Source organism: Ruminococcus flavefaciens (genome assembly GCF_900119075.1).
Classification (GTDB): domain Bacteria; phylum Bacillota; class Clostridia; order Oscillospirales; family Ruminococcaceae; genus Ruminococcus; species Ruminococcus flavefaciens_Q.
In genome coordinates this window covers 106,975-131,205 of the sequence record NZ_FPIP01000011.1, presented here as the reverse complement: position 1 = coordinate 131,205, position 24,231 = coordinate 106,975, and the positions used below count along the sequence as shown (strand labels likewise).

At 45.9% G+C, this 24,231-nt stretch carries 25 protein-coding genes; 9 read left to right on the top strand and 16 right to left on the bottom strand.

What is annotated here, in order from left to right:
- The first annotated feature begins 551 nt into the window (after positions 1 to 551).
- Positions 552 to 920 (top strand): hypothetical protein, encoded by a 369-nt coding sequence (locus tag BT105_RS14015; protein ID WP_081367927.1) that lies wholly within the window; start codon positions 552 to 554, stop codon positions 918 to 920.
- A 171-nt stretch (positions 921 to 1,091) separates the two neighbouring features.
- Here the strand turns inward: BT105_RS14015 and BT105_RS14010 are convergent, their stop codons facing one another.
- From BT105_RS14010 to BT105_RS14000, 3 genes are all read right to left on the bottom strand, one after another.
- Positions 1,092 to 2,387, bottom strand: a complete 1,296-nt coding sequence (locus BT105_RS14010) for a Sapep family Mn(2+)-dependent dipeptidase (protein ID WP_072301308.1) — start codon at positions 2,385 to 2,387, stop codon at positions 1,092 to 1,094.
- Positions 2,388 to 2,518: 131 nt separating this feature from the next.
- Positions 2,519 to 3,649 (bottom strand): ABC transporter ATP-binding protein, encoded by a 1,131-nt coding sequence (locus BT105_RS14005; protein ID WP_072301307.1) that lies wholly within the window; start codon positions 3,647 to 3,649, stop codon positions 2,519 to 2,521.
- 113 nt (positions 3,650 to 3,762) lie between these two features.
- Positions 3,763 to 4,548 (bottom strand): pseudouridine synthase, encoded by a 786-nt coding sequence (locus BT105_RS14000; protein ID WP_072301306.1) that lies wholly within the window; start codon positions 4,546 to 4,548, stop codon positions 3,763 to 3,765.
- A gap of 74 nt (positions 4,549 to 4,622) precedes the next feature.
- Here BT105_RS14000 and BT105_RS13995 point away from each other — a divergent pair, with 74 nt between their 5' ends.
- Positions 4,623 to 5,027 carry a DUF4830 domain-containing protein gene (locus tag BT105_RS13995; RefSeq protein WP_072301305.1) on the top strand — a complete coding sequence of 135 codons (405 nt, stop codon included), beginning with the start codon at positions 4,623 to 4,625 and terminating at the stop codon, positions 5,025 to 5,027.
- Between the two features lies 1 nt (position 5,028).
- Here BT105_RS13995 and BT105_RS13990 read toward each other — a convergent pair whose 3' ends face one another.
- The 3 genes from BT105_RS13990 to BT105_RS13980 are packed head-to-tail and all read right to left on the bottom strand — an operon-like array spanning position 5,029 to position 6,740.
- Positions 5,029 to 5,445 carry a magnetosome magnetite crystal formation protein family gene (locus BT105_RS13990; RefSeq protein WP_072301304.1) on the bottom strand — a complete coding sequence of 139 codons (417 nt, stop codon included), beginning with the start codon at positions 5,443 to 5,445 and terminating at the stop codon, positions 5,029 to 5,031.
- Positions 5,446 to 5,463: 18 nt separating this feature from the next.
- Positions 5,464 to 5,940: a transcriptional regulator NrdR gene (gene nrdR / locus BT105_RS13985; RefSeq protein ID WP_072301303.1), complete on the bottom strand. Its 477-nt coding sequence runs from the start codon at positions 5,938 to 5,940 to the stop codon at positions 5,464 to 5,466.
- Entirely contained in the window at positions 5,937 to 6,740 is an 804-nt protein-coding gene (locus BT105_RS13980) for a sugar phosphate isomerase/epimerase family protein (protein WP_081367926.1), read from the bottom strand. The genes nrdR and BT105_RS13980 overlap by 4 nt, the downstream gene beginning before the upstream one ends.
- A 362-nt stretch (positions 6,741 to 7,102) precedes the next feature.
- Here BT105_RS13980 and BT105_RS13975 point away from each other — a divergent pair, with 362 nt between their 5' ends.
- Positions 7,103 to 7,717, top strand: coding sequence for an MntP/YtaF family protein (locus tag BT105_RS13975; protein ID WP_072301302.1), 615 nt, complete (start codon positions 7,103 to 7,105; stop codon positions 7,715 to 7,717).
- Here BT105_RS13975 and BT105_RS13970 read toward each other — a convergent pair.
- From BT105_RS13970 to dnaA, 10 genes are all read right to left on the bottom strand, one after another.
- Positions 7,714 to 8,511 carry a metallophosphoesterase gene (locus BT105_RS13970; RefSeq protein WP_072301301.1) on the bottom strand — a complete coding sequence of 266 codons (798 nt, stop codon included), beginning with the start codon at positions 8,509 to 8,511 and terminating at the stop codon, positions 7,714 to 7,716. The two genes, BT105_RS13975 and BT105_RS13970, sit on opposite strands and share 4 nt — an antisense overlap.
- A 24-nt stretch (positions 8,512 to 8,535) precedes the next feature.
- Positions 8,536 to 11,166 (bottom strand): DNA gyrase subunit A, encoded by a 2,631-nt coding sequence (gene gyrA, locus BT105_RS13965; protein WP_072301300.1) that lies wholly within the window; start codon positions 11,164 to 11,166, stop codon positions 8,536 to 8,538.
- A gap of 44 nt (positions 11,167 to 11,210) precedes the next feature.
- Entirely contained in the window at positions 11,211 to 11,804 is a 594-nt protein-coding gene (locus BT105_RS13960) for a hypothetical protein (RefSeq protein WP_072301299.1), read from the bottom strand.
- Positions 11,805 to 11,815: 11 nt separating this feature from the next.
- On the bottom strand, positions 11,816 to 13,786 hold the full coding sequence (gyrB, locus tag BT105_RS13955) for a DNA topoisomerase (ATP-hydrolyzing) subunit B (protein WP_072301298.1): 1,971 nt from the start codon (positions 13,784 to 13,786) through the stop codon (positions 11,816 to 11,818).
- Positions 13,787 to 13,789: 3 nt separating this feature from the next.
- A complete protein-coding gene (locus BT105_RS13950; RefSeq protein WP_072301297.1) occupies positions 13,790 to 14,314 on the bottom strand; it encodes a transposase in 525 nt (174 codons plus the stop codon).
- 1 nt (position 14,315) lies between these two features.
- The gene (gene remB / locus BT105_RS13945; RefSeq protein WP_028513946.1) at positions 14,316 to 14,576 is read right to left on the bottom strand and encodes an extracellular matrix regulator RemB; all 261 of its coding nucleotides are present in this window, start codon (positions 14,574 to 14,576) and stop codon (positions 14,316 to 14,318) included.
- Positions 14,554 to 15,702, bottom strand: a complete 1,149-nt coding sequence (gene recF, locus BT105_RS13940; protein ID WP_072301296.1) for a DNA replication/repair protein RecF — start codon at positions 15,700 to 15,702, stop codon at positions 14,554 to 14,556. The genes remB and recF overlap by 23 nt, the downstream gene beginning before the upstream one ends.
- On the bottom strand, positions 15,699 to 15,908 hold the full coding sequence (gene yaaA / locus BT105_RS13935) for a S4 domain-containing protein YaaA (RefSeq protein ID WP_072301295.1): 210 nt from the start codon (positions 15,906 to 15,908) through the stop codon (positions 15,699 to 15,701). The genes recF and yaaA overlap by 4 nt, the downstream gene beginning before the upstream one ends.
- A 29-nt stretch (positions 15,909 to 15,937) precedes the next feature.
- On the bottom strand, positions 15,938 to 17,044 hold the full coding sequence (dnaN, locus tag BT105_RS13930; protein WP_072301294.1) for a DNA polymerase III subunit beta: 1,107 nt from the start codon (positions 17,042 to 17,044) through the stop codon (positions 15,938 to 15,940).
- A gap of 479 nt (positions 17,045 to 17,523) precedes the next feature.
- Complete coding sequence (gene dnaA, locus BT105_RS13925) at positions 17,524 to 18,894, bottom strand: chromosomal replication initiator protein DnaA (protein WP_072301293.1); 1,371 nt, start codon at positions 18,892 to 18,894, stop codon at positions 17,524 to 17,526.
- Between the two features lie 523 nt (positions 18,895 to 19,417).
- Between dnaA and rpmH the strand changes: the two genes are divergently transcribed.
- From rpmH to mnmE, 6 genes are all read left to right on the top strand, one after another.
- Positions 19,418 to 19,552, top strand: coding sequence for a 50S ribosomal protein L34 (gene rpmH / locus BT105_RS13920; RefSeq protein ID WP_009986162.1), 135 nt, complete (start codon positions 19,418 to 19,420; stop codon positions 19,550 to 19,552).
- Positions 19,553 to 19,619: 67 nt separating this feature from the next.
- Entirely contained in the window at positions 19,620 to 19,988 is a 369-nt protein-coding gene (gene rnpA / locus BT105_RS13915) for a ribonuclease P protein component (protein ID WP_072301292.1), read from the top strand.
- A complete protein-coding gene (gene yidD / locus BT105_RS13910; protein ID WP_037324130.1) occupies positions 19,985 to 20,269 on the top strand; it encodes a membrane protein insertion efficiency factor YidD in 285 nt (94 codons plus the stop codon). Before rnpA ends, yidD begins: the two co-directional genes overlap by 4 nt.
- 12 nt (positions 20,270 to 20,281) lie before the next feature.
- The gene (locus BT105_RS13905; protein WP_072301291.1) at positions 20,282 to 21,403 is read left to right on the top strand and encodes a YidC/Oxa1 family membrane protein insertase; all 1,122 of its coding nucleotides are present in this window, start codon (positions 20,282 to 20,284) and stop codon (positions 21,401 to 21,403) included.
- 20 nt (positions 21,404 to 21,423) lie between these two features.
- Positions 21,424 to 22,536 carry an RNA-binding cell elongation regulator Jag/EloR gene (gene jag, locus BT105_RS13900; protein ID WP_072301290.1) on the top strand — a complete coding sequence of 371 codons (1,113 nt, stop codon included), beginning with the start codon at positions 21,424 to 21,426 and terminating at the stop codon, positions 22,534 to 22,536.
- A gap of 316 nt (positions 22,537 to 22,852) precedes the next feature.
- Entirely contained in the window at positions 22,853 to 24,214 is a 1,362-nt protein-coding gene (gene mnmE, locus BT105_RS13895; protein WP_072301289.1) for a tRNA uridine-5-carboxymethylaminomethyl(34) synthesis GTPase MnmE, read from the top strand.
- The last annotated feature ends 17 nt before the right edge of the window (positions 24,215 to 24,231 follow it).

Sequence of the window (24,231 nt, the reverse complement as noted above, 5' to 3'; positions counted from 1 at the left end):
AAGCTTTATGCTATAATCGCCCGATTGCAGGGAGCAAATCTATGATTTGCGTATCTGCAAGGGCATTTTAATCTTTTATAATTAATGCTTTGCATTAATTATAGCATATAAGCTTATAAATAGCAACAATCGCGGAAAAAACTTTCCCTTTTGTTGATTTTACAACTCGAAAAAGGCGGCGACGGCTCGCCGCTTATAGCATATAAAACACAAAATATCACGGAAAGGTGCACAAACAAGTTTTTCATACATATATAGCTAAAAAATGACTTCGCTCAATTTTTCTTTTTACAGAAAATAATCGCAATATAGTCCTAATTTCATTTCACAGAGGGGTGGAAAAGTTTTCAACACGGTGTTGAATTGACTGTGGATTCATTTGTTTGATTGTTGATAACTCTGTTGAAAGAGTGGAAAATAACGTAAAATACAGTTTCTGGAAGGGGTAAAAAGTTGAAAAGCCTGTGGATAATCAGGGAAAATGAGTAAACAATAAAAATACGCTGTGGAAAACGACTCCACAGCGATACTCTGTAAAGGATATGATTTGTATGAAAAAGCTTTTAGCAATATGCTCCATATTTTTTACGGTTTGTGCAACTCTTACAGGCTGCGGAGACAATAACGACGGTCATTACACCGACGACGGAAACGGCTCAGTAATGGAGGAAAGCACAACTGAAAAAAGATACGAGAGCACAACCGACAGAAGGCAGGATAGCTCCGTTAAGGACAGAATAGACGACGCTGCCGACGGTATCGGCGACGCAGGAAAGGATATAGTCGGCGGTGCGGGCGATGCAGGCAAGGACGTCATCGACGGCGCTCAGAACGCTGTGGACGACGTTATTGACGGTCTTGACGGCAAAAAGGAGCACGACGGCGAAAAGTCAACTACTACCGATAAAACAGACAGATAACAAAAGGCGGACTTAAAGTCCGCCTCGAGCTGAGCCAGCTCGACCGCGACCACGTTGTCGCTCGTAAACTCGCTCACTTCATTAAAAAACAATGCTCGTACATCGCTTACAGCACAATGTACGAGCACTTTATATTTTTAAGAAACGCAAAAAGCGTCCCTTTGTAAATAATCAGCAACATAGCTCAGCCATGGCTTCTGCCATTATCTCCGCGTTTTTCAGCAGATTCTCCACAGTTATGAACTCGTCGGGGCAGTGCATATGACCGTCCTCGTTGGGAAACTCCGCACCGAAGGCAACTCCGCCCTCTATCTCATGGACGTAGGTGCCGCCGCCAATGGCTATACAGCGTCCCTTATCGCCTGTAACACGCTCATATACGCGGAGAAGCGTCTGCACGAACTCGCTGTTTTCGTCGGTGCAGTGGGGCTCAACTCCCTCGCAGGAGTCGATATCGAAGCCAGCCGCACGAAGTCTTCCGCAGATGATATCTCTTATCTCCGACTTTCTGCGGTCAAGCGGAAAACGTATATCAACAGCACCGTGAAGTCTGTCGTCTTCGGTGTTAAGCATTGACAGCACACAGGTCATATCTCCCGATATATCGTCACGGAAGCCAAGTCCGCAGCTCTTTCCGTTGAACTCGCCGTGGGGGAAGAGCTTATTGAGCTTTACAAGCTGTGGCAGGTCGTAATTGTTGAATTGCAGGAAATTCGTTATGGCGTTTTCGCCTTTTTCGGGAGTCGAGGCGTGTGCCGATTTTCCGTACATTTTTCCGTAATTCATGGAAACATCGCCATTTTCATAAAGCCTGATATCGTGGGTACACTCCGCAGGGACGGCGTTTATAACTTCTCCGCCCTTGATAAGTCCGTTAATGAACACTGTTGAAAAATAAACTCTCAGCATACCCTTTTCGGCATTGATAACAGGATACTCGCCGTCGGGAGTGAACACCATTGGCGGTAATTCGCGCTTTTCACGGTAATATGCAAGGTCCGCGGAGCCGTTTTCCTCATTTGTGCCGAAAATAAGACGTATGCCCTTTTTCAGCGGCAGTCCAAGCTCCTTAACAGCTCTTGCGGCAAACAGAGCCGCTACTGCAGGACCTTTGTCGTCGATAGCGCCCCGTCCCACAAGCTTGTCTGTATCGGGCTCATGACGCAGTACATAGGGATCTGCGGTCCAGCCTGTACCCACGGGAACAACGTCCAGATGTGTGAGCACGGCAAGCTCCGCAGGAAGCGAGTTTATATCCGCCGAGCCTGCGTAGTTTTCCACATTGTCAACAGTAAAACCAAACTCCCCGCACTTTTTCAGCATAGTTTCCAGAGCCTTAGCAGGCATTCTTCCGAAAGGATAGCTCTCCTCAGCCTCGCCCTGAACGCTGGGTATCGCCACTAATTCCGCAAGAAAGTCAATCATTTCCTGCTTGTGGGCTTCAAGATAATCTCTAATTTTGCTCATTGTATTCTCCTGTAGCATGAAATATTCCTATAACGCAAAAAACCGCAGTATATACTGCGGTGATTTGCGTGTACACAACGTCTTGCGGCGCTGTGTACCAAGAAAGAAAGGATAAATATGAAAAGAATTAATCAGTTTACAATAGCCTTTTCAGTTTCCTTATCGAAGATATGGATTCTGTTAGGATCGATAGCTACCTTGATGTCGTCACCAGGTCTTGCTGTAGATCTTGGGCTAACTCTTGCTGTGAGTGAGATACCCTCGCAAAGGAGATAGAGGTATGTCTCAGCACCCATCATTTCTGTGATTTCAACGTTTGCATCAATGATACCTGTAGAAGCATTTGAAAGGTACATTTCCTCGTCGTGGATAGACTCAGGACGTACACCGAGAATGATCTCCTTGCCAACGTAAGCAGCGAGATCCTCGTTTACCTTTGACTCAGGAACGATGATCTGATATCTGTTGCCTCTGCCGTTTGTTGCGCCGAATTCAACGATATACTGACCGTACTCTTCCTTGAGCTCTGCGTCGATGAAGTTCATCTGAGGTGAGCCGAGGAAGCCTGCAACAAACTTGTTTACAGGGTTCTCGTAGAGGTTCTGAGGTGTATCGATCTGCTGAACGAAACCGTCCTTCATACAAACGATTCTGTCACCCATTGTCATAGCCTCTGTCTGGTCATGAGTTACGTAGATAAATGTAGTACCGAGCTTCTTGTGGATCTTAGCGATCTCGGTTCTCATCTGAGCACGGAGCTTAGCATCGAGGTTTGAGAGAGGCTCGTCGAGAAGGAATACCTTAGGTGAACGAACGATAGCACGACCGAGAGCAACTCTCTGTCTCTGACCACCGGACATAGCCTTTGGCTTTCTGTCGAGGAGGTGTGTAAGGTCGAGGATCTTAGCAGCCTCGTTAACCTTTCTCTCAATCTCGTCCTTAGGAACCTTACGGAGCTTAAGGCCGAAAGCCATGTTCTCGAAAACTGTCATGTGAGGGTAAAGAGCGTAGTTCTGGAAAACCATTGCGATATCTCTGTCCTTAGGAGCGATATCATTAACGAGTCTGTCGCCTATATAAAGCTCGCCCTCTGATATCTCCTCGAGACCAGCAATCATACGGAGAGTTGTTGACTTACCGCAGCCTGACGGTCCAACGAGAACGATAAACTCCTTATCTCTTATCTCTAAATTTACATCTGAAACAGCGACAACGCCGCCCGGATATTTCTTATAAATGTTTTTAAGTGTTAAGCCTGCCATTTTTAATCTGTTCCTCCAGTATAAAATTGTGCCGATATATTTTTTTCCGCTATCAGCTATGATAATATGATACCATACTTTGCAAAATTTTTCAAGTTGCTAAATTGCCAAAGTTATAAATCGTTGTTTATTAGATTTGCCGAAAAAACAGGGAAAAATTGACTGTAAAAAAGGTCAAAATCCTGTGGTTTGAACAAGTTTTCAACATCTTTGTGCAATAATTCCATACACTGTCCTATCGCCAGTTTTTCGGGCAAAATCAAAGCTCCCAGTGAAACACGCGCCAGTCTTTCTACGTGATTGCCCACGGCTGCGAACATTCTTTTAACTTGGTGATATTTTCCTTCACAAATTTGTATCATCGCCAGTTTATCGCTATTTTCCGATGATTTTACCCGAGCGGGCAGACAAGTCTCCCCGTCGGCGAGTTTAATGCCCTCCGCAAATTTGTTAATATAATTATTTTCAAATGGTCTGGCAAGTTTCACAATATAAATTTTGGTTATTTTTCGGCGTGGTGACAATATTTGGTGAGCCAGCTCGCCGTCGTCTGTGATGAGCAGCGCCCCTGTGCTGTCCTTGTCGAGACGCCCTGCTGGGAACATACCCTTTGACCGCATTTCAGGCGGTATCAGCTTTATCACGGTCTCTCCGTCCTTGTCGTCGGTAGAACAGACATAGCCCTGCGGCTTGTTCAGCAGTATGTATCTGTACCGCGAGCTTTTCAGCTCCTGACCGCATACGCTCACTACAGCCGTGTCGCCGTCTATCTTGACGTCAGAGCGCTTTGCCGCCGTACCGTCAACTGTTATCTTTCCCTTAGCTGCAAGCTCCTTTATCTGACTTCTGGAGTACTCTGTGCGCTCGGATATGAATTTATCAAGTCTTATCTGCGCCATTGGTGCTCCTTTCGGTATAATGTACGGACTTTGGTGAATAAGATTTAATACTGACCAGTTATAGGAGTGATAACATGAAAAAGATGATATTCATGGCTGCTGCGGCTGCATTTGCTCTTGCAGCCTGCACTGCAAATGACGATACATCAGCAGTCAGCATAGCCGCCGAAAACGCTGCTCAGCGCATAAGCTACTTTGCCTCTCACGGCTGGGAGGTAGAGGAGATATCCGAAAAAAACGTGACTATCCCCGAGAGCTTTTCCTCTGTCTATGAGGAATACGCCCTCATGCAGGATAAACAGGGACTCCCTCTCCGCCGTTATGCAGGCAGAAACGCAAGACTTTTCGTCTATGAGGTGAAAAACTACAGCCCGCAGAACAAAAAAATGCTTGCAGAGCTCCTTGTATGCGATAATACAGCCGTAGCCTCAATGGTCTACAGTGAGGACAGCGGCAGTATAAAAATGCCTGTGAGCTGAATCAGAATACGTTGAGAAGGCTTCCTACGAATGGGAATCTGTAAGCCCTGCCCTTGTAAGCGCCGTAGCTGTAAAAGAAACATATGCCAAGATAAACCAAAGGCCAGAGTATTCTGAAAATAATACCTAAAAGCGGGATAAATCCTAAAATTGCAAATATAATGCCGATGACAACAGCTGCGATGAGCCATGTCAGGGACTGATTTGCATGGAATTTATTGTATGTGGAGTTTCCGTCCATACAAATTGGCAGGAAGAAAAGAATAGGGATAAGATATGCGATCATAGCAAATAAATAATGCTTCTTTACATCTGCCTCAACAAATGTTTTTTCGGCATTGATGTCATTGAAATTCTCAAGGAAATTGTCGAGTTTCTCAAAAAAACCATTTGTTCCGTTTGGTGTGCCATTGCTCATAGTAAAAACCTCCATAGATTATAATTCGGAATATTCTTCCGTTTTTTGCTTTTTTCCGTCAAATTCGCTTATAGCCGCTACAAAGCTGTCTATATCCGTAAAATCCTTGTAAACGGACGCAAATCTTATATAGGATATCGGATCTATCTCACGAAGTCTGTCAAGCACCAGCTCGCCTATCTCAGTGGATTTTGCAACTGTTCTGAGGGCATTTGCGTAGTAATTCTCAACATAATTGGCTATTTCAGTGACCTTCTCAGCCGAGACAGGTCGCTTTTTTATTGCCGAGACTATGCCGTTTATGAGTTTTGCCTTATCGAAAAGCTGAACGCTGCCGTCTCTTTTTTCCACCATGAGAAGTGGTATCTCAACAGCTTCAAATGTGGTGAATCTTTCGCCGCACCTGACACATTCACGCCGCCTTTTTGTCTTGTCATCGACAGGGCGTGAATCTATTACCTTTAATTCTTCATATCCGCAGTATGGACACTTCATAAGCTTTGCTCCCTGCCGTAAGGTTCAGTCATCCTGCAGAGCTTGTTATAGCTGGATATCAGGTCGCTTATACCCGAAAAACCGCCTCTGTAAAGCTCCAAGATAACGCTGCAATCCGAATTGTATACTGCAAGCTTTTCAAAGAACTGCTTAAAATTGAATCTTCCCCTGCCTATAAGCAGGCAGTCGCCCATTTCTCCCGAATCGCTTATGTGAACGTGACATATCTTGTCGCCCACTGCGTCGAGGAATTTCAGGGGGTTCTCATTGGAGCGCAGAGCCTGCTTTGTATCGAGTACAAAGGCAAACTCATTGCCGAGCATATTCTTTATCTCTTTTACGAATACCGATGAAGCGCTTTTGCACCGCGAAACGTTCTCGACTGCCACTGTTATGCCGAATTCCTTGCCCAGTCGGAAAAGTCTTGAATACCTTTCGCAGTAAAACTCGGGAGTGCATATGGAAGTGGGTTTTCCGCCGTGAAAAACGAATATATCGGCTCCAACGATATTCATAAAACGGAAGTAAAGCTTGTAATATTCAAGCATATCGTCAATTCTTCTCTCGTACTCCGAAAAGAACATCTGCGGCTCTATCTCGCAGGTAAATGGGTGTACGGAGGGGCTTTTGACATCGAATCTTTTCATAAGATTGGCAATGCCGTGAGCGAAGCCCTTTTTCAGTTCTGAATGAGTGTTGATGAACAGCTCAACGGTAGAAACACCGTTGACTGCAAGCTCGTAAAGAGACTCCTCAATGGGCTTGGGATACAGGCAAGCTGTAGAAACACCTGCTATCAAAATTATCCCTCCCAACAATATAACGATACACATAGGTATTATATCATAAAGTCATAAAAAAAGCAACATTCGCGGAAAAAAAACTTACTTTTTTTGCATTTTCATCCATAATCCGTTAGCTTGTAGGGGGCGATGCCTAACAGGCACCCGTACCCTCTGTCCTGCGGACATCTCCCTGTACTACAGGGAGTCACCCACATCGCCCCGTTAATTACGTTATTGTTTGGTCGGGCTGATGTAGGCATCAGCCCCTACAAATAAACAATAAAGTTCATTTCGGAAACCGCGGAACGGCGAGGGCGCCGTTCCCTGCAATGTCATTTTTTTGAGCCGAAACATATGATACTACGGAGGTGTTTATTTTGCTGAAAGAGTTTTTTCTCGCTTTTATCGTCAGTATCGACATTTATCTCGCGGCGGCTGCCTGCTGCAACAGCGGCGTAAGGATACCCCTCAGCTCCGCTTTCATAATAGATATGTTCTCGGCAGCGATTTTATTTATTTCCGTAACCCTTTCTGATATAATTTCGGGGTTTATCACGTCCCATACTATCCATATCATCGGCACTGTGGTGCTTATCACCATCGGCTCGCTGAATATTGCAAAAAGCATACTGCGAAACATCATCAGGTATATCTCCGACAGGGACGGTATTTCCCTGAAAATGGGGGAGCTGTCTGTTTTCGTCAAGCTTTGTCTCGACGATTCAGCCGTTGACATGGACAGCTCAAAGGTGCTGTCCATAGGCGAAGCCGCTGTTCTTGCCCTTGCAGGCTCCCTTGACGCTGCCGCTACGGGACTCAGCTGCGGCGGCTCTGATATATCCGCTGCAGGCGCAGCGGCGGCGGTGTTCATATGCGGAGCTGCCGCACTTATCCTCGGCTCTCTCACAGGCAGAAAAATATCCTCCCTGAACCACGATCTCTCGTGGACGGGAGGACTGTTTCTCATTATTTTTGCCGTAGTATCGGCTTAAATTTCGTATACCACTATCTCGGGCGGACAGAAAAGCCTCAGCTTTCCAAGACCTGCCGAAACAAGGAGCTTCCTGCCGCCGAAGTCATAGACTCCCTTGGCATATTTCGGGAAGAACTTGCGCTCGGGAGACAGCATTGCAACTCCGAAAAGCCGCACTATACCGCCATGTACATGACCGCTGAAGGTGTAATCAGCGCCCCATTCCGCATAGGCTTCGCCGAAAAATGGATTATGAGCAATGAGCAGCACCTCGCCCTCGGGACATTTTCCCAGCTTTTCCTCAACGTAAGCCTTGTCGATAACGTCAAGGTCACGGTAGCCGCCGTTTTTCTTATAGACGCCGTAATGCTCCATAAGACCGTATATTTTCAGCTCTCTGCCGCGGATATTCACGGTGGTATGCTGGTTTTTCAGCATTATCTGCTGATTCCGCTCAAACATTGCTTCAAGCTCGCCCCGCATTTCCGCGGAAATGCTCTGCTCGTGGTTGCCGTATATCATATACACGGGAGCTATTTCGCACAGCTCCCTCAGCGCCGCCTCAGCATTGCTGAGGGTGATTATTGACCTTGATACAAGGTCGCCGCTGAATATGATGATATCTGGCTTTTCTGCTCTTACCTTACGGCACAGCCGCGAGTTTCCCTCTCCGAAGCACCGCTTGTGCAGATCGGAAAGATGTACTATCTTAATGCCGCTGCCAAGCTTTTCGCGCCTGACAACAAGCAGAAAGAAGTTCTCAAATACGGCGTAGAGCAGAAATATTACTGCTGCAATCAAAAAGTATATCAATGATTTTTTCCTTATAGTGGGATATTATTCCTCGTTATCGTCGTCATCGGGCTCTGCTTCAACGACTACCTCGTTCTGCTCCTCAAGTGCAGCCTCGGCTTCTGCCTCCTTGAGCTGCTCCTCTGTAAGCTGCTCTACTTTTTCGGTCTCGGCATTGTCGTCGTGCTCGGCACGGGTGAATGCAACTACATTCGCACCCTCGTTGACTCTCATAACACGGACGCCCTTTGCGATACGTCCCATGATACGGATATCGCTGGCAAGTATTCTGATAATGATACCGTCGCTTGAAACGAGGATAATATCGTCTTCCTCGTCAACTATCTTGATACCGCATACCTTGCCGCGGATATCGTCTGTCTTGTAGTTGGTAAGTCCGAAGCCGCCGCGGTTCTGGATACGATAGCTGTCAAGGTCGGTCTTCTTGCCGTAGCCGTTCTCGGTAACGGTAAGTAGCGAAGCTCCCTCGCGGACTCTTGCCATACTTACAACGTAGTCGCCGTCGCGGAGCTTGATTGCTCTTACGCCGTGAGCTGAACGTGAAAGTGCTCTTATCTTGCTCTCTTCAAGGCGGATAGCCATACCGTTGTGAGTTGCAACGAAGAGCTGAGCATTGCCGTCGGTCATACGAACTCCCTCTATCTCGTCGCCCTCATCAAGTCCTATAGCGATAAGACCGTTCTTGCGGACGTTCTTGTAGAGTGAGAGGTTAGTTCTCTTTATCTTGCCGTTCTTTGTGACCATGGTGATGAACTTGTCATCGTTGAAGTCAGTGGTCTTTATCATAGCCGCTATCTTCTCATTTTCTGTGAGAGGAAGCAGATTTATGAGATTGAAGCCTCTCGAAGCCTTTGAACCGTCGGGAACTTCATAGCATTTCAGCTTGTACATGATACCCTTGTTGGATATGAACAGGATATTGTCGTGAGAACCGCAGATGAACATTTCCTCAACGAAGTCCTCATCACGCTGCTTCATACCCGTGATTCCGCGTCCGCCGCGGTGCTGTGTCTTGTACTCTGTCAGCGGCATACGCTTGATGTAGCCGTTGTTTGTGAGAGTAACAACGCAGTCCTCCTCGGGGATAAGGTCCTCGATATCGACTTCGCCGCTGACGTTTTCGATGTCAGTACGGCGCTTGTCGCTGAACTTCTTGCGGATAACGTTGAGGTCGTCCATGATTATCTGATATACACGGTTAACGTCTGCGAGTATATCCTCAAAGTCGGATATCTTGGTGAGAAGTGCGTATAACTCGTCAGTTATCTTCTGTCTTTCGAGACCTGTCAGCTGTCCTAATCTCATCTGAACGATAGCCTCAGCCTGTTCCTGTGAAAGACCTGTCTGAGCCTCGATGTGAAGTCCTGTGAGGTCGTACTGTGCGCGGTCAAGGAGAGCTGACATATCAACGTCCTTGAAGCGCTCTATCATGCGGTCCTTTGCCTCCTGAACGGTAGCGCTGGAGCGGATTATGTCGATTACCTCGTCGATATAATCAGCCGCAAGCACGAAGCCCTGTAAAATGTGGGCTCTTTCGAGAGCCTTGCGGAGGTCGAAACGTGTTCTTCTCTGGATAACATCAACCTGGAAATCAAGGTAGTGCTGGAGCATCTGCTTCAGAGTGAGTATCTTAGGCTCGTTGTTTACCAGAGCAAGCATGATGATACCAACTGTGTCCTGAAGCTGTGTCAGTGCAAAGAGCTTGTTGAGGACGATATTCGGTACAGCGTCCTTTTTCAGCTCGATAACGACTCTCATACCCTCCTTGTCGGACTCGTCGCGGAGGTCATAAAGTCCCTCGATACGCTTGTCTCTTGCAAGCTGGCTTATGCTCTTGAGGAGTCTCTCCTTACGGAGCATATAGGGTATCTCGTCGATGATGATGCAGTTTCTGCCCTTTATCTCCTCGAAGTGAGTACGGCTGCGGAGGGTTATCTTGCCCTTTCCTGTTGCATAGGCTGCGCGGATACCTGCTCTGCCCATGATTATACCGCCTGTCGGGAAGTCCGGTCCCTGAATGTGCTCCATGAGCTGTTCAAGGGTACAGTCGGGATCGTCGATAAGGAGCTGCAATGCGTCGATGACCTCGCCCAGATTGTGGGGAGGTATATTTGTAGCCATACCAACGGCGATACCTACAGAGCCGTTTACCAGAAGATTCGGGAAACGTGAGGGAAGTACGGCAGGCTCTTTGAGACGGTCATCATAGTTGGATACGAAGTCAACAGTCTCCTTGTTGATATCCGTGAGCATATCAAGGGTGAGCTTTGCCATTTTAGCCTCGGTATAACGGTAAGCCGCAGGTCCGTCGCCGTCGATGGAGCCGAAGTTTCCGTGACCGTCGACCAGAGGATATCTCATAGAGAAGTCCTGTGCAAGTCTTACCAGAGCGTCATATACCGACGCGTCGCCGTGTGGGTGATATCGTCCCAGTACCGCACCGACGGTATCGGCGCATTTACGGTAGGGCTTCTCGGGAGTAAGTCCGTTTTCATGGAGCGTGTACAGTATTCTTCTGTGTACAGGCTTCAGACCGTCTCTTACATCGGGGAGCGCTCTGGAAACAATTACCGACATGGCATAATTGAGCATGGAATTTTCCATTTCGTCAACTATCTCGGTATTTATTACCTTTGAGTTGTCTGTGTAAAGCATTTTTTCCTCCTGAGAGAATTGAATTTATTTTGAAATGGGGTTTGTTACTTTATATCTCTTACTATTTTCAGCTCAGACTCCGAAAAACCGTCCTTAGGGAGTATATAGAACATTTCCTTTCCTGCCAGCATGAGGAAGAACCTGTCGTACTCCATGAGCTGAAAGCCCTCGTCAACATTTATCCTTGTCTTTTCGGGGAGAGGATCTGTTTCGGTAATGTCCTCGGTATCTTCTTCGCCTTTTTCTTCTTCCTCAGGCTCAACGATATTGCTGAGGTCGTCGGAAACTGTAGAAATATCGACGAATTTGTCGCCAATGCCTATTTTGTATATTGGCTCGCCCAGCGCTCTTACGGAATCTGTAAGACTGCGGCGCATTTTACGGGGATTAAACCACTCGCGCAGAGAAAAGGCTGCGGCAACGATAAAAGCAAGATACATGATGTATTTCTGCTTTTTCGGAGCGTCATGCATTGCAAATATGCCGAATATCAGCAGAACTATCGCCAAAACTCCGAATATCGCCATATAAACGTAGCTTTTCGGATAAACGTATTTTTTCTGGAATTCAAGGTAAGCGTCGCGGAATGTGTCCGCAGGTACCTTGTATTCCTTTTCAAGCTTGTAATTTTCTTCCATAAGTACTCCCGTCAGATATCAAGATCCTGTGCGAATCTGGCGTTTTTCTCGATGAAATTACGTCTTGGCTCTACCTTGTCGCCCATGAGTATGCTGAATGTCTCGTCTGCTTTGAGAGCGTCCTCCATGCCTATCCTTACGATAGTACGGTGCTCTGGATCCATAGTTGTCTCCCAGAGCTGTTCGGGATCCATTTCACCAAGACCTTTGTAGCGCTGTACTTCAACGTCCTTGTACTTGCCGTCCTCGGAGAGCTCAGCGATGTACTTGTCGCGCTCCTCTTCGGAGAATGCGTAGTATATCTTCTTCTTGCGCTCTACTCTGAACAGCGGAGGCTGTGCGATATAAACGTTTCCGTTGGTGATGAGAGGTCTCATATAACGGAAGAAGAATGTGAGCAGAAGCGTTCTGATGTGCATACCGTCAACATCGGCATCGGCCATAATTATTACCTTGCCGTAGCGGAGCTTCTCGATGTCGAAGTCCTCGCCGATACCTGTTCCGAGAGCAGTAACCACGGGCTCAAGCTTGTCGTTGCCGTAGATACGGTCGATACGAGCCTTTTCAACATTGAGCATCTTGCCCCAGAGAGGAAGGATAGCCTGATAACGTCTGTCACGTCCCTGCTTTGCCGAGCCGCCCGCAGAATCTCCCTCGACGATGTAAACTTCGGTGTATCTTGCGTCGCGTTCAGCGCAGTCCGCAAGCTTTTCGGGCATTGAGCTGTTTCCGAATGCGTTCTTCTTGCGCTCGGCGTCTCTTGCACGCTTTGCGGCTTCTCTTGCCCTGTATGCGGAAAGGCACTTCTCAAAAATTATATTTGCTATCTCAGGATTTTCCTCAAGGAAATTCATCAGCTTCTCTGTGACAAGATTCTCTACAAATGGCTTTACCTCGGGATTTCCGAGACGTCCCTTTGTTTGTCCCTCAAATTCGCACTCTGTCAGCTTTACAGATACGATAGCTGTAAGTCCTTCGAGAACATCGTCTCTTTTAAGGCTCTCTATCTCCTTTTTAGGAGCGTCCTTGCCCTTTTTTGAGCTTTCCTTTTCCTTGAATTTTCCGAATTTCTTGCCGTATTCGTTTATTACCTTCAGGAGAGCGTTCTTGAAGCCTGTTTCGTGAGTACCGCCGTCCTTTGTATGGATATTGTTTGCAAAGGACAGTATTACGGGATTATAGCTGTCGTTGTACTGGAGAGCTACCTCAGCAAAGGAATCTCCCTGAGTACCAGAAATATAAACTACCTCGCCGCTGAGAGCTTCAAGTCCTCTTGTAGCGTGGATATGCTCTACGAACTGACGGATACCGCCCTCATAGTGGAGAGTTTCCGTCTGGATATTCTCGCTGTCGCGCTTATCTGTGAAAACTATCTTTATGCCTGCGTTAAGGAAAGCCTGCTCGCGGAGACGCTTTAAAAGCACTTCGTAATCGTAAACAGTGCTCTCGAATATCTCTCCGTCAGCCTTGAACATAACGGAGGTACCTGTTTCCTTGGTATCACCTATTACCTTTAACTGCTCATCGTAATGACCGCGCTCGAAACGCTGGAAGTAAACGTGCTCGCCGTCCTTGACAGTGAGCTCCAGCCATTCTGAAAGTGCGTTTACTACTGACGCGCCAACGCCGTGGAGACCGCCTGATACCTTATATCCGCCGCCGCCGAACTTACCGCCTGCATGGAGAATAGTATAAACGACTGTAGCCGCGGAGATGCCTTCCTTAGGGTGGATACCTACAGGGATACCGCGTCCGTTATCGGAAACGCGGATAATATCGCCTTCAAGTATCTCAACGGTTATCTCGGTACAATAGCCTGCCAGCGCTTCGTCGATAGAGTTGTCCACTATCTCGTAAACGAGGTGGTGGAGTCCCCCGGGACCTGTAGAGCCGATGTACATACCCGGTCTTTTGCGGACCGCTTCAAGTCCTTCGAGGACTTGTATGTCGTTTTCATCGTAGTTGTTGTTCTGCTGACTCATGATTTACCTCCAATAATTTTGGTTGTATATGTCATTTACCCAATTTATGGGATTATTGTCGATGTAATCGCAAATTTCGAGAAATTCTTTTTCATTGCGGATTATATGGTCGTGGAAAGATTTTTGCCATATTGAAAAGCCAATTTGTTTCGTAGATATTGATTTTAATCCGTTAATTATCTGAGAAACGGATTTTGTAGGGAACGCCGCCCTCGGCGTTCCGCAATTTACGAACCTATCTTCAAAATCCGAAACAAATAATATCATATGGATATGATCCGGCATTATCACATATTTCGTAACAGAAACATATCTGTATATTTCATTGATTTTTTTGATATTGTCATTTACAATTTCACCGTATTCCGTCAGTTTTACGATTGGAACGCCGAGGGCGGCGTTCCCTACATCGTGTATTTCCGATAAATACGGTATTCTGTCTTTTGTGCATATGGTAATGAAATACAGACCATTCCGAGAATAATCGTAATTCTGCAATCTGTTTAATTTACGGTCAGAATGCTCCATTTCAGAATCCTCCGCCTTCTTTAAGGCGTTTCCGCAATGTTGCCGCCGAAAGCTGGGAGATATACACCCTCTCTTTGCCGTTTTTTACGGTAACTATGAAGCTTTTCGGCATTTCATAGGTGGTATACACGCATTTGTGCTCCTTTTCGGCACGTTCCAGAAGCTTCTTGGTACACTTTTCAACAGTTGTATTCTCAATGTCGAAAATTCCTACCACATCTCTCAGGTCAACGGAGTAGTTATTCCCTATGTGAAGATACATTTTCTTCCACCTCTGCTATGCTGCCGCCGCTTATACGCAGTATCTTGCCCTTAATTTCAGGCAGGAGCGCGTTCTCGTTGGGAGTTGTTATGAACACCTGCATATCCTTTATCATGTCGAACACGAACCGCTGACGGTTCTCGTCAAGCTCGCCCATGACATCGTCAAGGAATATGACAGGAGCGTCCTTTGACTTCTGCATGAATATCTCAGCCTGCGCCAGCTTCATGACCAGCGCGGCGCTCTTTATCTGTCCCTGTGAGCCGTAGTCCTTGGCGCTTACGCCGTTTATCTTGATGAGTATCTCGTCGCGGTTCACGCCTGCATGGGTGCTTCCCGTTCTGACGTCGTATTCGGCAGTTTCCGCAAGCTTTCTGTAATACTGCTCATATGCCTCGTCGCCGCAGGGCTTCTCAAAGTCCTCGGGACGGAAAACATTGGACTTGTATTCCAGTTCAAGCTCCTCTGTACCGCCCGAAATGGTGCGGTAGAGCCTGCCGCATATAGAGTTGAACTTCTGTATATACTCATGGCGCATATAGGAGATGACTGCTCCCTCGCGTGAAGCCTGTCTGTCCCATATCTCAAGGATACCGCGGTCGGTATTTCCCTGCATAATGCCTTTCAGCAGAGCATTCCGCTGGTTCATTATGGCATTGTTTTTATTGATGTGCATGACAAAGACGGGATTGAGCTGTGAAGCTGCCATATCCACGAAATTACGCCTTTTTTCGGGCGAACCCTTGATAATATCAACGTCGTCTGGTATAAAGGCTATGCACTTGAACACGTCGAAAAGAGCTCTCGTGCCCTTTTGTTTTACGCCGTTCAGCGTGATATTCTTTGGATTTGAGGCGCTTCTGGTCATCTCAAAGGTTATTTTCTGCTCGCGGACGCTGTCGCGTATCTTTATTTTGGATTCCATGCGGTTTCCGCCAAGGCAGATATAGTCCTTTTCCTTTGAGCCGCGAAAGCTCTTGCAGCCCGAAAGTATCCACATTGCTTCGAGAAGATTTGTCTTTCCCTGAGCATTAGGACCTGCGATGATATTGTATTTAGGATCGGGAGCAAAGGAAATGCCGCTGAGATTCTTGAAGCCGTCAATGTCAGCGTAGGTGACTATCACTCTACGATTACCTCTTGGCAGTTCACGTAAACTGCGTCGCCTGGGCGTATCTTCTTGCCTCTCATAGTGCAGACCTCGCCGTTTACAAGGACCTCACCGTTCTGTATGAGCTGCTTTGCTTCTCCGCCTGAGTTTACCAGTGAAGCAAACTTCAAAAGAGAGTCAAGCTTGATAAATTCAGTATTGATCTTGATTCTTCCAGCCATAATTACCAGCCTTTCAGTATCAGTCGGTTTTAGTTTTTGAGCTGAATGGGCATTACAAGGAATATGAAGCTCTCTCCCTCTAACGGAAGTATCTCTATTACTTTCATTGCGCCGTTGAAGCGTATTCTGACTTTGTCGCCCTCGGCAGCGCGGAGTGCTTCGAGAATGAGCTTGTTATTGAAGCCGATAGTAACAGTTTCACCTGAAATATCGGCGGATATAGCGTCGTTTATCTTACCGATGCCCGTCTTGCAGCTTATCTTCATAACGCCGTTGCCTATCTCGCAGCGGATAGGAGACTTGTTCTTGTCGTCGATAAGAAGTGAGCAGCGCTCGAGACAGGTAGAGAAATCTCTCTTGCTGATGATGACTTCTGTCTTGCAGCCGCTTGGTATGCTCATCTTGTAGTTATGGAAAACGCCTTCGAGAAGTCTTGATATTACGAAAACGTTGCCTATCTCAAAGATGATGTGACGATCATTGGTGCATACAGTACAAAGCTTCTCGTCGTCATCGTCCTTAATAAGGGTGGAAACTTCGAGAAGAGCTTTCTTCGGCACTACAAAGTGGTACTTCTCGGTGCAGTCAGTCATTTCTGTTCTGATAGCAAGTCTGAAGCCGTCTATAGCGACCATATTGAAGCTGCCGTCCTCTATATCGAAGAGCTCGCCTGTGAGCACCGGCTTGCTTTCGTTGAGTGAAGCAGCGTAGCTTGTCATATTTATCATTGATTTGAGTATGCTCTGCTTTACGGAGAAGCTCCTTGCAGAGTCGACCTTCGGGAGTTCAGGGTATTCGCTTGCCGACATTGCAGGGAAGCTGCACTCGGTAGCGCTGCATGAAATGCTTATAACGAGATTGTCATCGATATCAAAGGTTATCTCGTCGCCTGACATACGTCTTGTGAACTCGCTGAAAAGTCTTGCGCTTACAACAAATTCTCCCTCGCCCTCTGTATTGGCGCTGATAGATGTACGTATACCCATTTCAAGGTTATAAGCGGTAAGCTCTACACTGCCAGATGAGATACGTACCTTTATACCTTCAAGAGCAGGGATAGTGGATTTCTGTGATACAGCTCGTGAGACATTGCTGATAGCCTCGCTGATCTCGTTTTTATCGCAGATGAATTTCATTATGATATGCCTCCGTGAAAATTCTTAGCAGAAATAAGATGAGCTAAGATAAGATAAGAATAAATATATATTGTTGTTGTTATTGTGTCGGTGGAAAAGTTGGGATCGTTATTTTTTGAAGATATACGCCGAAAAGCTCGTCCACAAGGGGGTGTTGTGAAAATTTTGAAATTGTGAAAACAATTTCTCGTCAGCGGATCATGTGTTGATTTGGTTGAGCGATGTGGAGTTGAAATGGAAAAAAAGTTGAGAAAACGGTGGAAAGACAGATTTTTTAATTTTTTCGTGAGTCTTTTTTCACATCGGTGTTGAGTGTTGAATGTTTCAGATGTTGAAATAATATCCGAGTGAAATGATATACATGATACGAAAAACTTTTCGGCATAGGAAAATTTCTGAAGTTTGATTTTAAAAACAGTTTTTAACACAGTGTTGAAAACTCTGTTGAAATAACATTTTCAACACTTTTAAACGTTGACTCAGACCTTGCTCTTGTCCTTGATATTCTTGATGATGTCGTTTACAAGATTCTTGAGGTTTGAATCCTTTTCCATTGACTCTGTAACGCTTGTTACCGAGTAAACGATAGTAGAATGGTCTCTGCCGCCGAACTCTGTACCGATAGAAGCAAGTGGCATCTGAGTTATCTCGCGGACTACATATATAGCTACCTTACGGGCTGTTGATATCTGTGATGAACGCTTGCTGGAGCGCAGGTCGTCGGGAGATACGCCGTAAACTGTGGATACCTCTGAGATTATCTTTTCAACGGTTATCGGGATAGGCTGCTCGTCAGCGAGGACGTCGCGCATTACGCTCTGAGCCATTGATATAGTTATAGGGCTGCCTGCAAAGTGGTTGAGAGCCTTAAGGCGTACAACAGCGCCCTCCAGCTGTCTGATGTTGGATTTCAGGCGGTTAGCCATGAATTCAGCGACTTCGCTTGGCATTTTGAGCTCCAAGAGCTCGGATTTTCTGTTGATGATAGCAAGTCTGGTCTCGTAGTCAGGTGCGGAGATATCAGCGATAAGACCGCCCTCGAAACGTGTGCGCAGACGCTCTTCAAGGGTGAGGAGCTCCTTTGGCGGCTTATCAGATGTGATAACTATCTGCTTGCCCTCCTGATGAAGCTTGTAGAAGGTATGGAAGAATTCCTCCTGCATACGCTCTCTGCCGGAGAAGAACTGGATATCGTCTATGAGAAGTATATCGGCATTTCTGTACTTGTCGTGGAAATCGGAGATAGAGCTCTTGTTGAGAGCGTTTACAAGGTCGCTGCCGAAGGTCTCGCTGGTAACATAAACGATGTTGAAATCGGGGTGATTCTTTCTTACCTCGTTGGCGATAGCTGTGATGAGGTGAGTTTTACCCATTCCCGAAGGACCGTAGATGAACAGCGGATTGTAGTCGGGAACAGCCTTTAAGCCGCAGTTCTTGGCTACAGATTTACTGCAGGCAAGGGCGAACTCGTTGGAGCGTCCCTCGATGAATGTATCGAAGGTATAGTCGTAGTTTGCGAATTTGTAGGACTGCTCCAGCTCAGCGTGCTTCTGCTCCAGCTCGGCGTCTGTGGGGACCTTTACCTTTTCGGGCTCTTCGGATTCAACATTGATGACGATATTGACATTGAGTCCGAGGACGTTGAGGAAAGCTTCCTTGAGAACAGCCTCGTATGTAGTCATAACGATATTTTTCTGGAACTCTGTCTGAACGCTGAAAACAGCCTCAGTGCCGTTGAAGTTAAGGGGAACAAGTGGATTTATCCATGTTTTTATTGCAATTTCAGGTATTTTTCCGTTTTCGAGACAGTAGCTCTTGACTTTCTCAAAAACCTCATCAAATGAATTCATAGAAACCTCCGTATTTTTGTTGGAGAAAAAATAACGATACTCTCCTATATTAATATATAAGACCATTATATCATAAACACTGTTGAAATGCAAGTGATTTTCACTGTAAAGCAGATAGAAAATAAAACTTCTTTCCACACACAAATTGACATATTGTTGAAAACTGTGTTGAATCATCTTAAAATCAGCCCTCAAAACCCTGTTTTGCGAGTGTGAAATTGTTGAAATAGGCTGGTTTAAAAAAATTTCTGTCAATAAAACATTTTTTCTGATGATTTGAGAAAATGGCTGAAATTGGACAAAGTATTGAAATTATTCCGTTAATCATTCAAGATATATTGGTAAAAAAACTGAAAATGTATGTGGAGATAAAAAAATTTCGGGAATTGCTTGACACGGGAGACTTTTTAATATATAATGATTTAGTGTAATGCAGGGCGAAGTGTCTCTGTACGCAATTCACGTTTGTCAGAGCGGTTTTTACGGCTCTTGTATAATAATTCGAGAGAGGAGGACACTGAATATGAAGAGAACATATCAGCCTAAGAAGCTCCACAGAAAGAAGGAGCACGGCTTCATGAAGAGAATGGCTACTAAGAACGGCAGAAAGGTTTTAGCTCGTAGAAGATCTAAGGGCAGAGCAAGATTAACTCACTGACGAGGCTGACCACAAAATCTTTATTTTGTGGTCTTTTTTGTTAGGACGGCTATATGCAGGTGCAATTATGCTTTATACGGAAATATTGAACGATAATAAGGACTTCCTTGCCCTCTATAAAAAGGGCAGGTATGCCGCTTCAAAATACTCGGTCATATATGTCAGACCAAACGGAAAGCCCTTTAACCGCCTCGGTATAACCGCAGGAAAAAAAGTGGGCAATGCCGTCTGCCGCAACAGAGCCAAGAGACTTATCCGCCTTGCCTATCGGAACGCTGAGGTGAATCTCCCCGTGGGCATGGATATCGTAATAGTGGCAAGAACTGCTATCTGCAGTATAAAATCAGACGAATACTGCGGCTATATGGACAAGTACGGAGTAAATGATATCAATAAGATGTTCAGGAGCTTCGATAACAAGAATAAGCGTGTATGAAATATATTGTTCTGGGGCTTATCAAATTCTACAGGAAGCTGATATCTCCCCTTTTTCCCCCTAAGTGCAAGTATTATCCTACTTGCAGCACTTATGCATTGAAAGCTGTTGAGCGCTTTGGTGCAATAAGGGGCTCGGCTCTTGCCGTGTGGAGGATACTCCGCTGCAACCCATGGTCAATGGGCGGTATAGATCACGTCCCCGAAAAATTCACCTTCAGAGTCAGGAAGTACGATTATGTGGATCCTGATTATTCGGAAGATGACAACAAAATGAATTAAGAGGGATTAATATTGAACGCACTTTATGATATTATCGGTGTGCCTTTCGGCTATCTGATGAGACTTATTTACTCGATTTGCAATAACTATGCCGTAGCTATCATTCTGTTTACGGTAATCACAAAAATACTGCTGCTGCCTGTCAACTACAAGACACAGAAGGGCGCGGCAAGAATGCAGCTTCTTAACCCGAAGCTGGAAAAACTCAAGAAAAGTTTCGCCAATAATCCGCAGAGATTACAGGAAGAACAGCAGAAGCTGTATCAGCAGGAGGGCGTGAACCCCATGGGCTCATGTTTACCTGCATTTATCCAGATGTTCCTCCTCTTCGGTGTTATTGACGTTATTTATAAGCCTGTGACACATATCCTTGATATTTCAAAAAGTATCATTGATGAAGCTTGCGGCATTGCAGGTGTTGATACCAGAAACCTCAGATGTGAGCTCATGACTATGGAACACCTCAGAGACAACGGCGACAAGTACGTTTCTCTCGGTGAGAAATTCTTTTCAAAGGTAACTGAGTTCAACGAGAGATTTACACTTTTCGGTGCTAATCTCGGAAAAACACCTACTATCCACCCCGATTCATGGACTAAGGAAGCTGTAATACTTGTAGCTATCCCCTTCCTTGCAGGTCTTTCACAGCTCCTCGTATCTGTTTACAGCCAGATACATCAGAAGAGAACTAACCCGAGTATGCAGCAGGCAGGTCAGGGCTGTATGTCAGTTATGATGTACGGACTTCCTCTCCTTTCTATCTGGTTCGCATTTCAGGTACCCGCAGGTGTAGGCTTCTACTGGATATGGTCATCAATCTTTTCATTCATAATTACCTTTGCGCTTAACTGCTACTTTACTCCCGAGCGTACTAAGGTCATAAATGAAAAGGAAAAAGAAAAAGCAAGAATATACGCAGAAAAACATCCGAATAAGAAATCATTCATGCAGAAAATGATGGAGCAGCAGGCTGCTCTCGAACAGCAGAACAGCGGCAGCTCATCATCAGGCAAGTCAAACGGCGTTTCACGCTCGGAGCAGAATAAAGCGAACCGCGACAAGCTTAAGGAAGCAAGAAAGCGCATGGCTGAAAAATACGGCGATTCTTACGAGGATAACGATGATGAGGATTGATTCCTCAGGGAGGTATAAGTATGACTGAAATTTTCACAGCAAGATCAATCGAAGAAGCAAAAGAGCTGGCAGCTAAGAAATTCGGAAAAAGTATCAGTGAGATCAAGTTTGAGATCCTCGATGAAGGCAAAAAGGGACTTTTTGGTATCGGTTCAAAGGAAGCTAAGGTAAAGGCTACAGTTGCAGACGCTGCACCTGCTGCTGCACCAAAGGCAGCTGCTGAAGCTCCTAAGGCTCCTGTAACAACTGCTCCCGCACCTAAGGCTGAAGAGCCTGCAACTAAGACTGCTGCAGAGCCAAAGCCTGTTGTAACTACTGAAACAAAGGCAGAGCCAAAGGCTGCCGAGGTAAAGAAGGAAGCAGCTGCGGAAGCTGCTGAGAATCCTGTTGAAGCTGCTGAGAATCCTGCTGAGGCTGTTGATGACGAAGAGGCTTACTCACTTGATAACTTTACTCTTATCGAGGACGAGTCCCTCGTAAATCCAAAGGTAAAGCTTGCTAAGGACTACATCACAAGCATTCTCAGAGCTATGGATATTGAAGTAGAGTTTCAGGTTTATCAGAATGAGACAGGCGCTGTTATCAATATCGAGAGCAACAACAACGGTACTATAATCGGCAGACGCGGCGAGACTCTCGACGCTATCCAGTATCTCTGTTCTATCATCGCTAACAAGGGCGATAAGGACTACTACAGAATTACAATTGACTGCCTCGGCTACAGAAGTAAGAGAAAGGAAACTCTTGAGCAGCTGGCTGCAAAGGTTGCTAAGTCTGTTCTCAGAACAGGCCGTTCACAGCCTCTCGAGCCAATGAACCCATACGAGAGAAGAGTTATCCATTCTGCTATCTCAAATATCGAGGGCGTTTCCTCACGTTCAGTCGGCGAGGAGCCTTACAGAAAGATAATCATTTCTTCCAATAACCCAAGAAGAGGCGGCGGAAGACGTGATAATCGCCGTGACGGCGGAAGAAGAAACGACAGACGCGGCGGAGAGAGAAGAAACCGCGACAGAGAGGTAAACATGGAGCGCAGAAGCGTTGACCTCTCAACAAGCTTTGAAAAGGACTATAAGAGACCAAAGCCTGAGGACGAGATACAGGGCGGTCTCTACGGTAAGATAGAGTTATAATTATTATAAACAACGGCTTAAAATGTAATACAAAATAAAAGTTTATGCGTATTTATCGGGGAAAACCTTTCTGAGGAAAGGTTATTCCCCGAACCCCTTTCCAAAGACTTTTATCTGGTTTATTCCCCGATAGGGCGCATTAAAAATTACAAGTATTCTATATTCTTGTAAGCGCCCTATCGGGGAATAAACAAAAACGAAAGTTTTAGGGGAGGAGTTTGAGGAGTGACCCTTTTTCAAAAGGGTCCTCCTCAATGGATACACATAATCATTATTGTATTGCATATAAGCCGTTGTTTTTTTAGGAAGTGATAAAATGTCAACTATAGCTGCTGTTTCAACGCCTAATGCAGTGGGCGGAATAGCTGTTATACGTATTTCGGGCGAGGACGCCATACAGGTTGCGGAAAAGATATTCTCCCCTTACGGCGACAAAAAGGTAGCGGACATGGCAGGCTACACCTGCGCTTACGGTGTCGCTCATGACGGTGATGAACGCCTTGACGACTGTATCCTGACAGTGTTCCGCGCTCCCCACAGCTACACAGGCGAAGATATTGCAGAGCTCTCCTGCCACGGCGGACTTTATGTTACCAAGCGTGTTCTCCGTGCGGCTCTGGCTAACGGAGCTGTCAATGCGGAGGCTGGCGAGTTCACCAAGAGGGCTTATCTCAACGGCAAGCTTGACTTGATGAAAGCCGAGGCGGTCATGGATATAATCTCCGCTAAGGGCGAGCGCGAAATGAAAATGGCGGAGAATCTCCGCGAGGGCGCAGCCTACAAAAAGGCGAAGAAATGCTCCGACAAGCTGATGAAAATTCTCGGCGACCTTGCAGCGTGGGCTGACTATCCCGAGGAGGATATCCCCGAGGTCCGTCCCGAGGTGCTCACTGATGAGCTGAAAGAAATACGCGAGGAGCTTCGCTCGCTGGTGAAGAATTACGACAGCGGCAGGATACTCCGCGAGGGCGTTGCCACGGCAATTATAGGACGTCCAAATGTGGGTAAGTCAACGCTGTTCAACTGCCTCAGCGGCTGCGAGAGAAGTATCGTAACCGAGATTGCAGGCACTACCCGTGATATTATTGAGGAGTCTGTTCGCATCGGAGACATTACTCTGAGACTCTCTGACACAGCAGGTATCCATGAAACAGACGATGTTATCGAGGGTATCGGAGTTGACATGGCTGAGAAAATGATAGCATCTTCCGAGTTGGTCATTGCAGTTTTTGACGGAAGTTGTCCGCTCACGGAGGACGATTTATATTTAATTAATAAAATTAATATAAATAATACTATCGCTGTTATCAATAAAAATGATGTTGAACAAGTCCTTGATACTTCCCTGCTGAAAGAAAAAATTAAACATATCGTATATTTATCTGCCAAGGAAAGCACTGGTTTTGAGCAGCTTCACGACTGTATAGAGGAGATTTTTAAGCTTGGAGAAGCTGATTTTGGTACGGCAACCGCTGCAAATGAGCGTCAGAAAAAGTGTATCGATAAGGCTCTTGAAGGTATTGAAAATGCTATTTTATCACTTGAAATTGGTGAAATGCTGGACGCTGTAAATATTACTCTTGATGAAGCTGAACAGTCGTTGTTACAGCTTACAGGAGAAAAAGTCACGGACGCAGTTGTGGACGAAGTCTTCTCGCGCTTCTGCGTTGGAAAGTGAAATGTTTCATGTGAAAC

Coding starts and splice junctions, on each gene's coding strand:
- BT105_RS14015 (WP_081367927.1), top strand. CDS start 552: ATGAAAAAGCTTTTAGCAATATGCTCCATATTTTTTACGGTTTGTGCA.
- BT105_RS14010 (WP_072301308.1), bottom strand. CDS start 2,387: ATGAGCAAAATTAGAGATTATCTTGAAGCCCACAAGCAGGAAATGATT.
- BT105_RS14005 (WP_072301307.1), bottom strand. CDS start 3,649: ATGGCAGGCTTAACACTTAAAAACATTTATAAGAAATATCCGGGCGGC.
- BT105_RS14000 (WP_072301306.1), bottom strand. CDS start 4,548: ATGGCGCAGATAAGACTTGATAAATTCATATCCGAGCGCACAGAGTAC.
- BT105_RS13995 (WP_072301305.1), top strand. CDS start 4,623: ATGAAAAAGATGATATTCATGGCTGCTGCGGCTGCATTTGCTCTTGCA.
- BT105_RS13990 (WP_072301304.1), bottom strand. CDS start 5,445: ATGAGCAATGGCACACCAAACGGAACAAATGGTTTTTTTGAGAAACTC.
- nrdR (WP_072301303.1), bottom strand. CDS start 5,940: ATGAAGTGTCCATACTGCGGATATGAAGAATTAAAGGTAATAGATTCA.
- gyrA (WP_072301300.1), bottom strand. CDS start 11,166: ATGCTTTACACAGACAACTCAAAGGTAATAAATACCGAGATAGTTGAC.
- BT105_RS13960 (WP_072301299.1), bottom strand. CDS start 11,804: ATGGAAGAAAATTACAAGCTTGAAAAGGAATACAAGGTACCTGCGGAC.
- gyrB (WP_072301298.1), bottom strand. CDS start 13,786: ATGAGTCAGCAGAACAACAACTACGATGAAAACGACATACAAGTCCTC.
- BT105_RS13950 (WP_072301297.1), bottom strand. CDS start 14,314: ATGGAGCATTCTGACCGTAAATTAAACAGATTGCAGAATTACGATTAT.
- remB (WP_028513946.1), bottom strand. CDS start 14,576: ATGTATCTTCACATAGGGAATAACTACTCCGTTGACCTGAGAGATGTG.
- yaaA (WP_072301295.1), bottom strand. CDS start 15,908: ATGGCTGGAAGAATCAAGATCAATACTGAATTTATCAAGCTTGACTCT.
- dnaN (WP_072301294.1), bottom strand. CDS start 17,044: ATGAAATTCATCTGCGATAAAAACGAGATCAGCGAGGCTATCAGCAAT.
- dnaA (WP_072301293.1), bottom strand. CDS start 18,894: ATGAATTCATTTGATGAGGTTTTTGAGAAAGTCAAGAGCTACTGTCTC.
- rpmH (WP_009986162.1), top strand. CDS start 19,418: ATGAAGAGAACATATCAGCCTAAGAAGCTCCACAGAAAGAAGGAGCAC.
- rnpA (WP_072301292.1), top strand. CDS start 19,620: ATGCTTTATACGGAAATATTGAACGATAATAAGGACTTCCTTGCCCTC.
- yidD (WP_037324130.1), top strand. CDS start 19,985: ATGAAATATATTGTTCTGGGGCTTATCAAATTCTACAGGAAGCTGATA.
- jag (WP_072301290.1), top strand. CDS start 21,424: ATGACTGAAATTTTCACAGCAAGATCAATCGAAGAAGCAAAAGAGCTG.
- mnmE (WP_072301289.1), top strand. CDS start 22,853: ATGTCAACTATAGCTGCTGTTTCAACGCCTAATGCAGTGGGCGGAATA.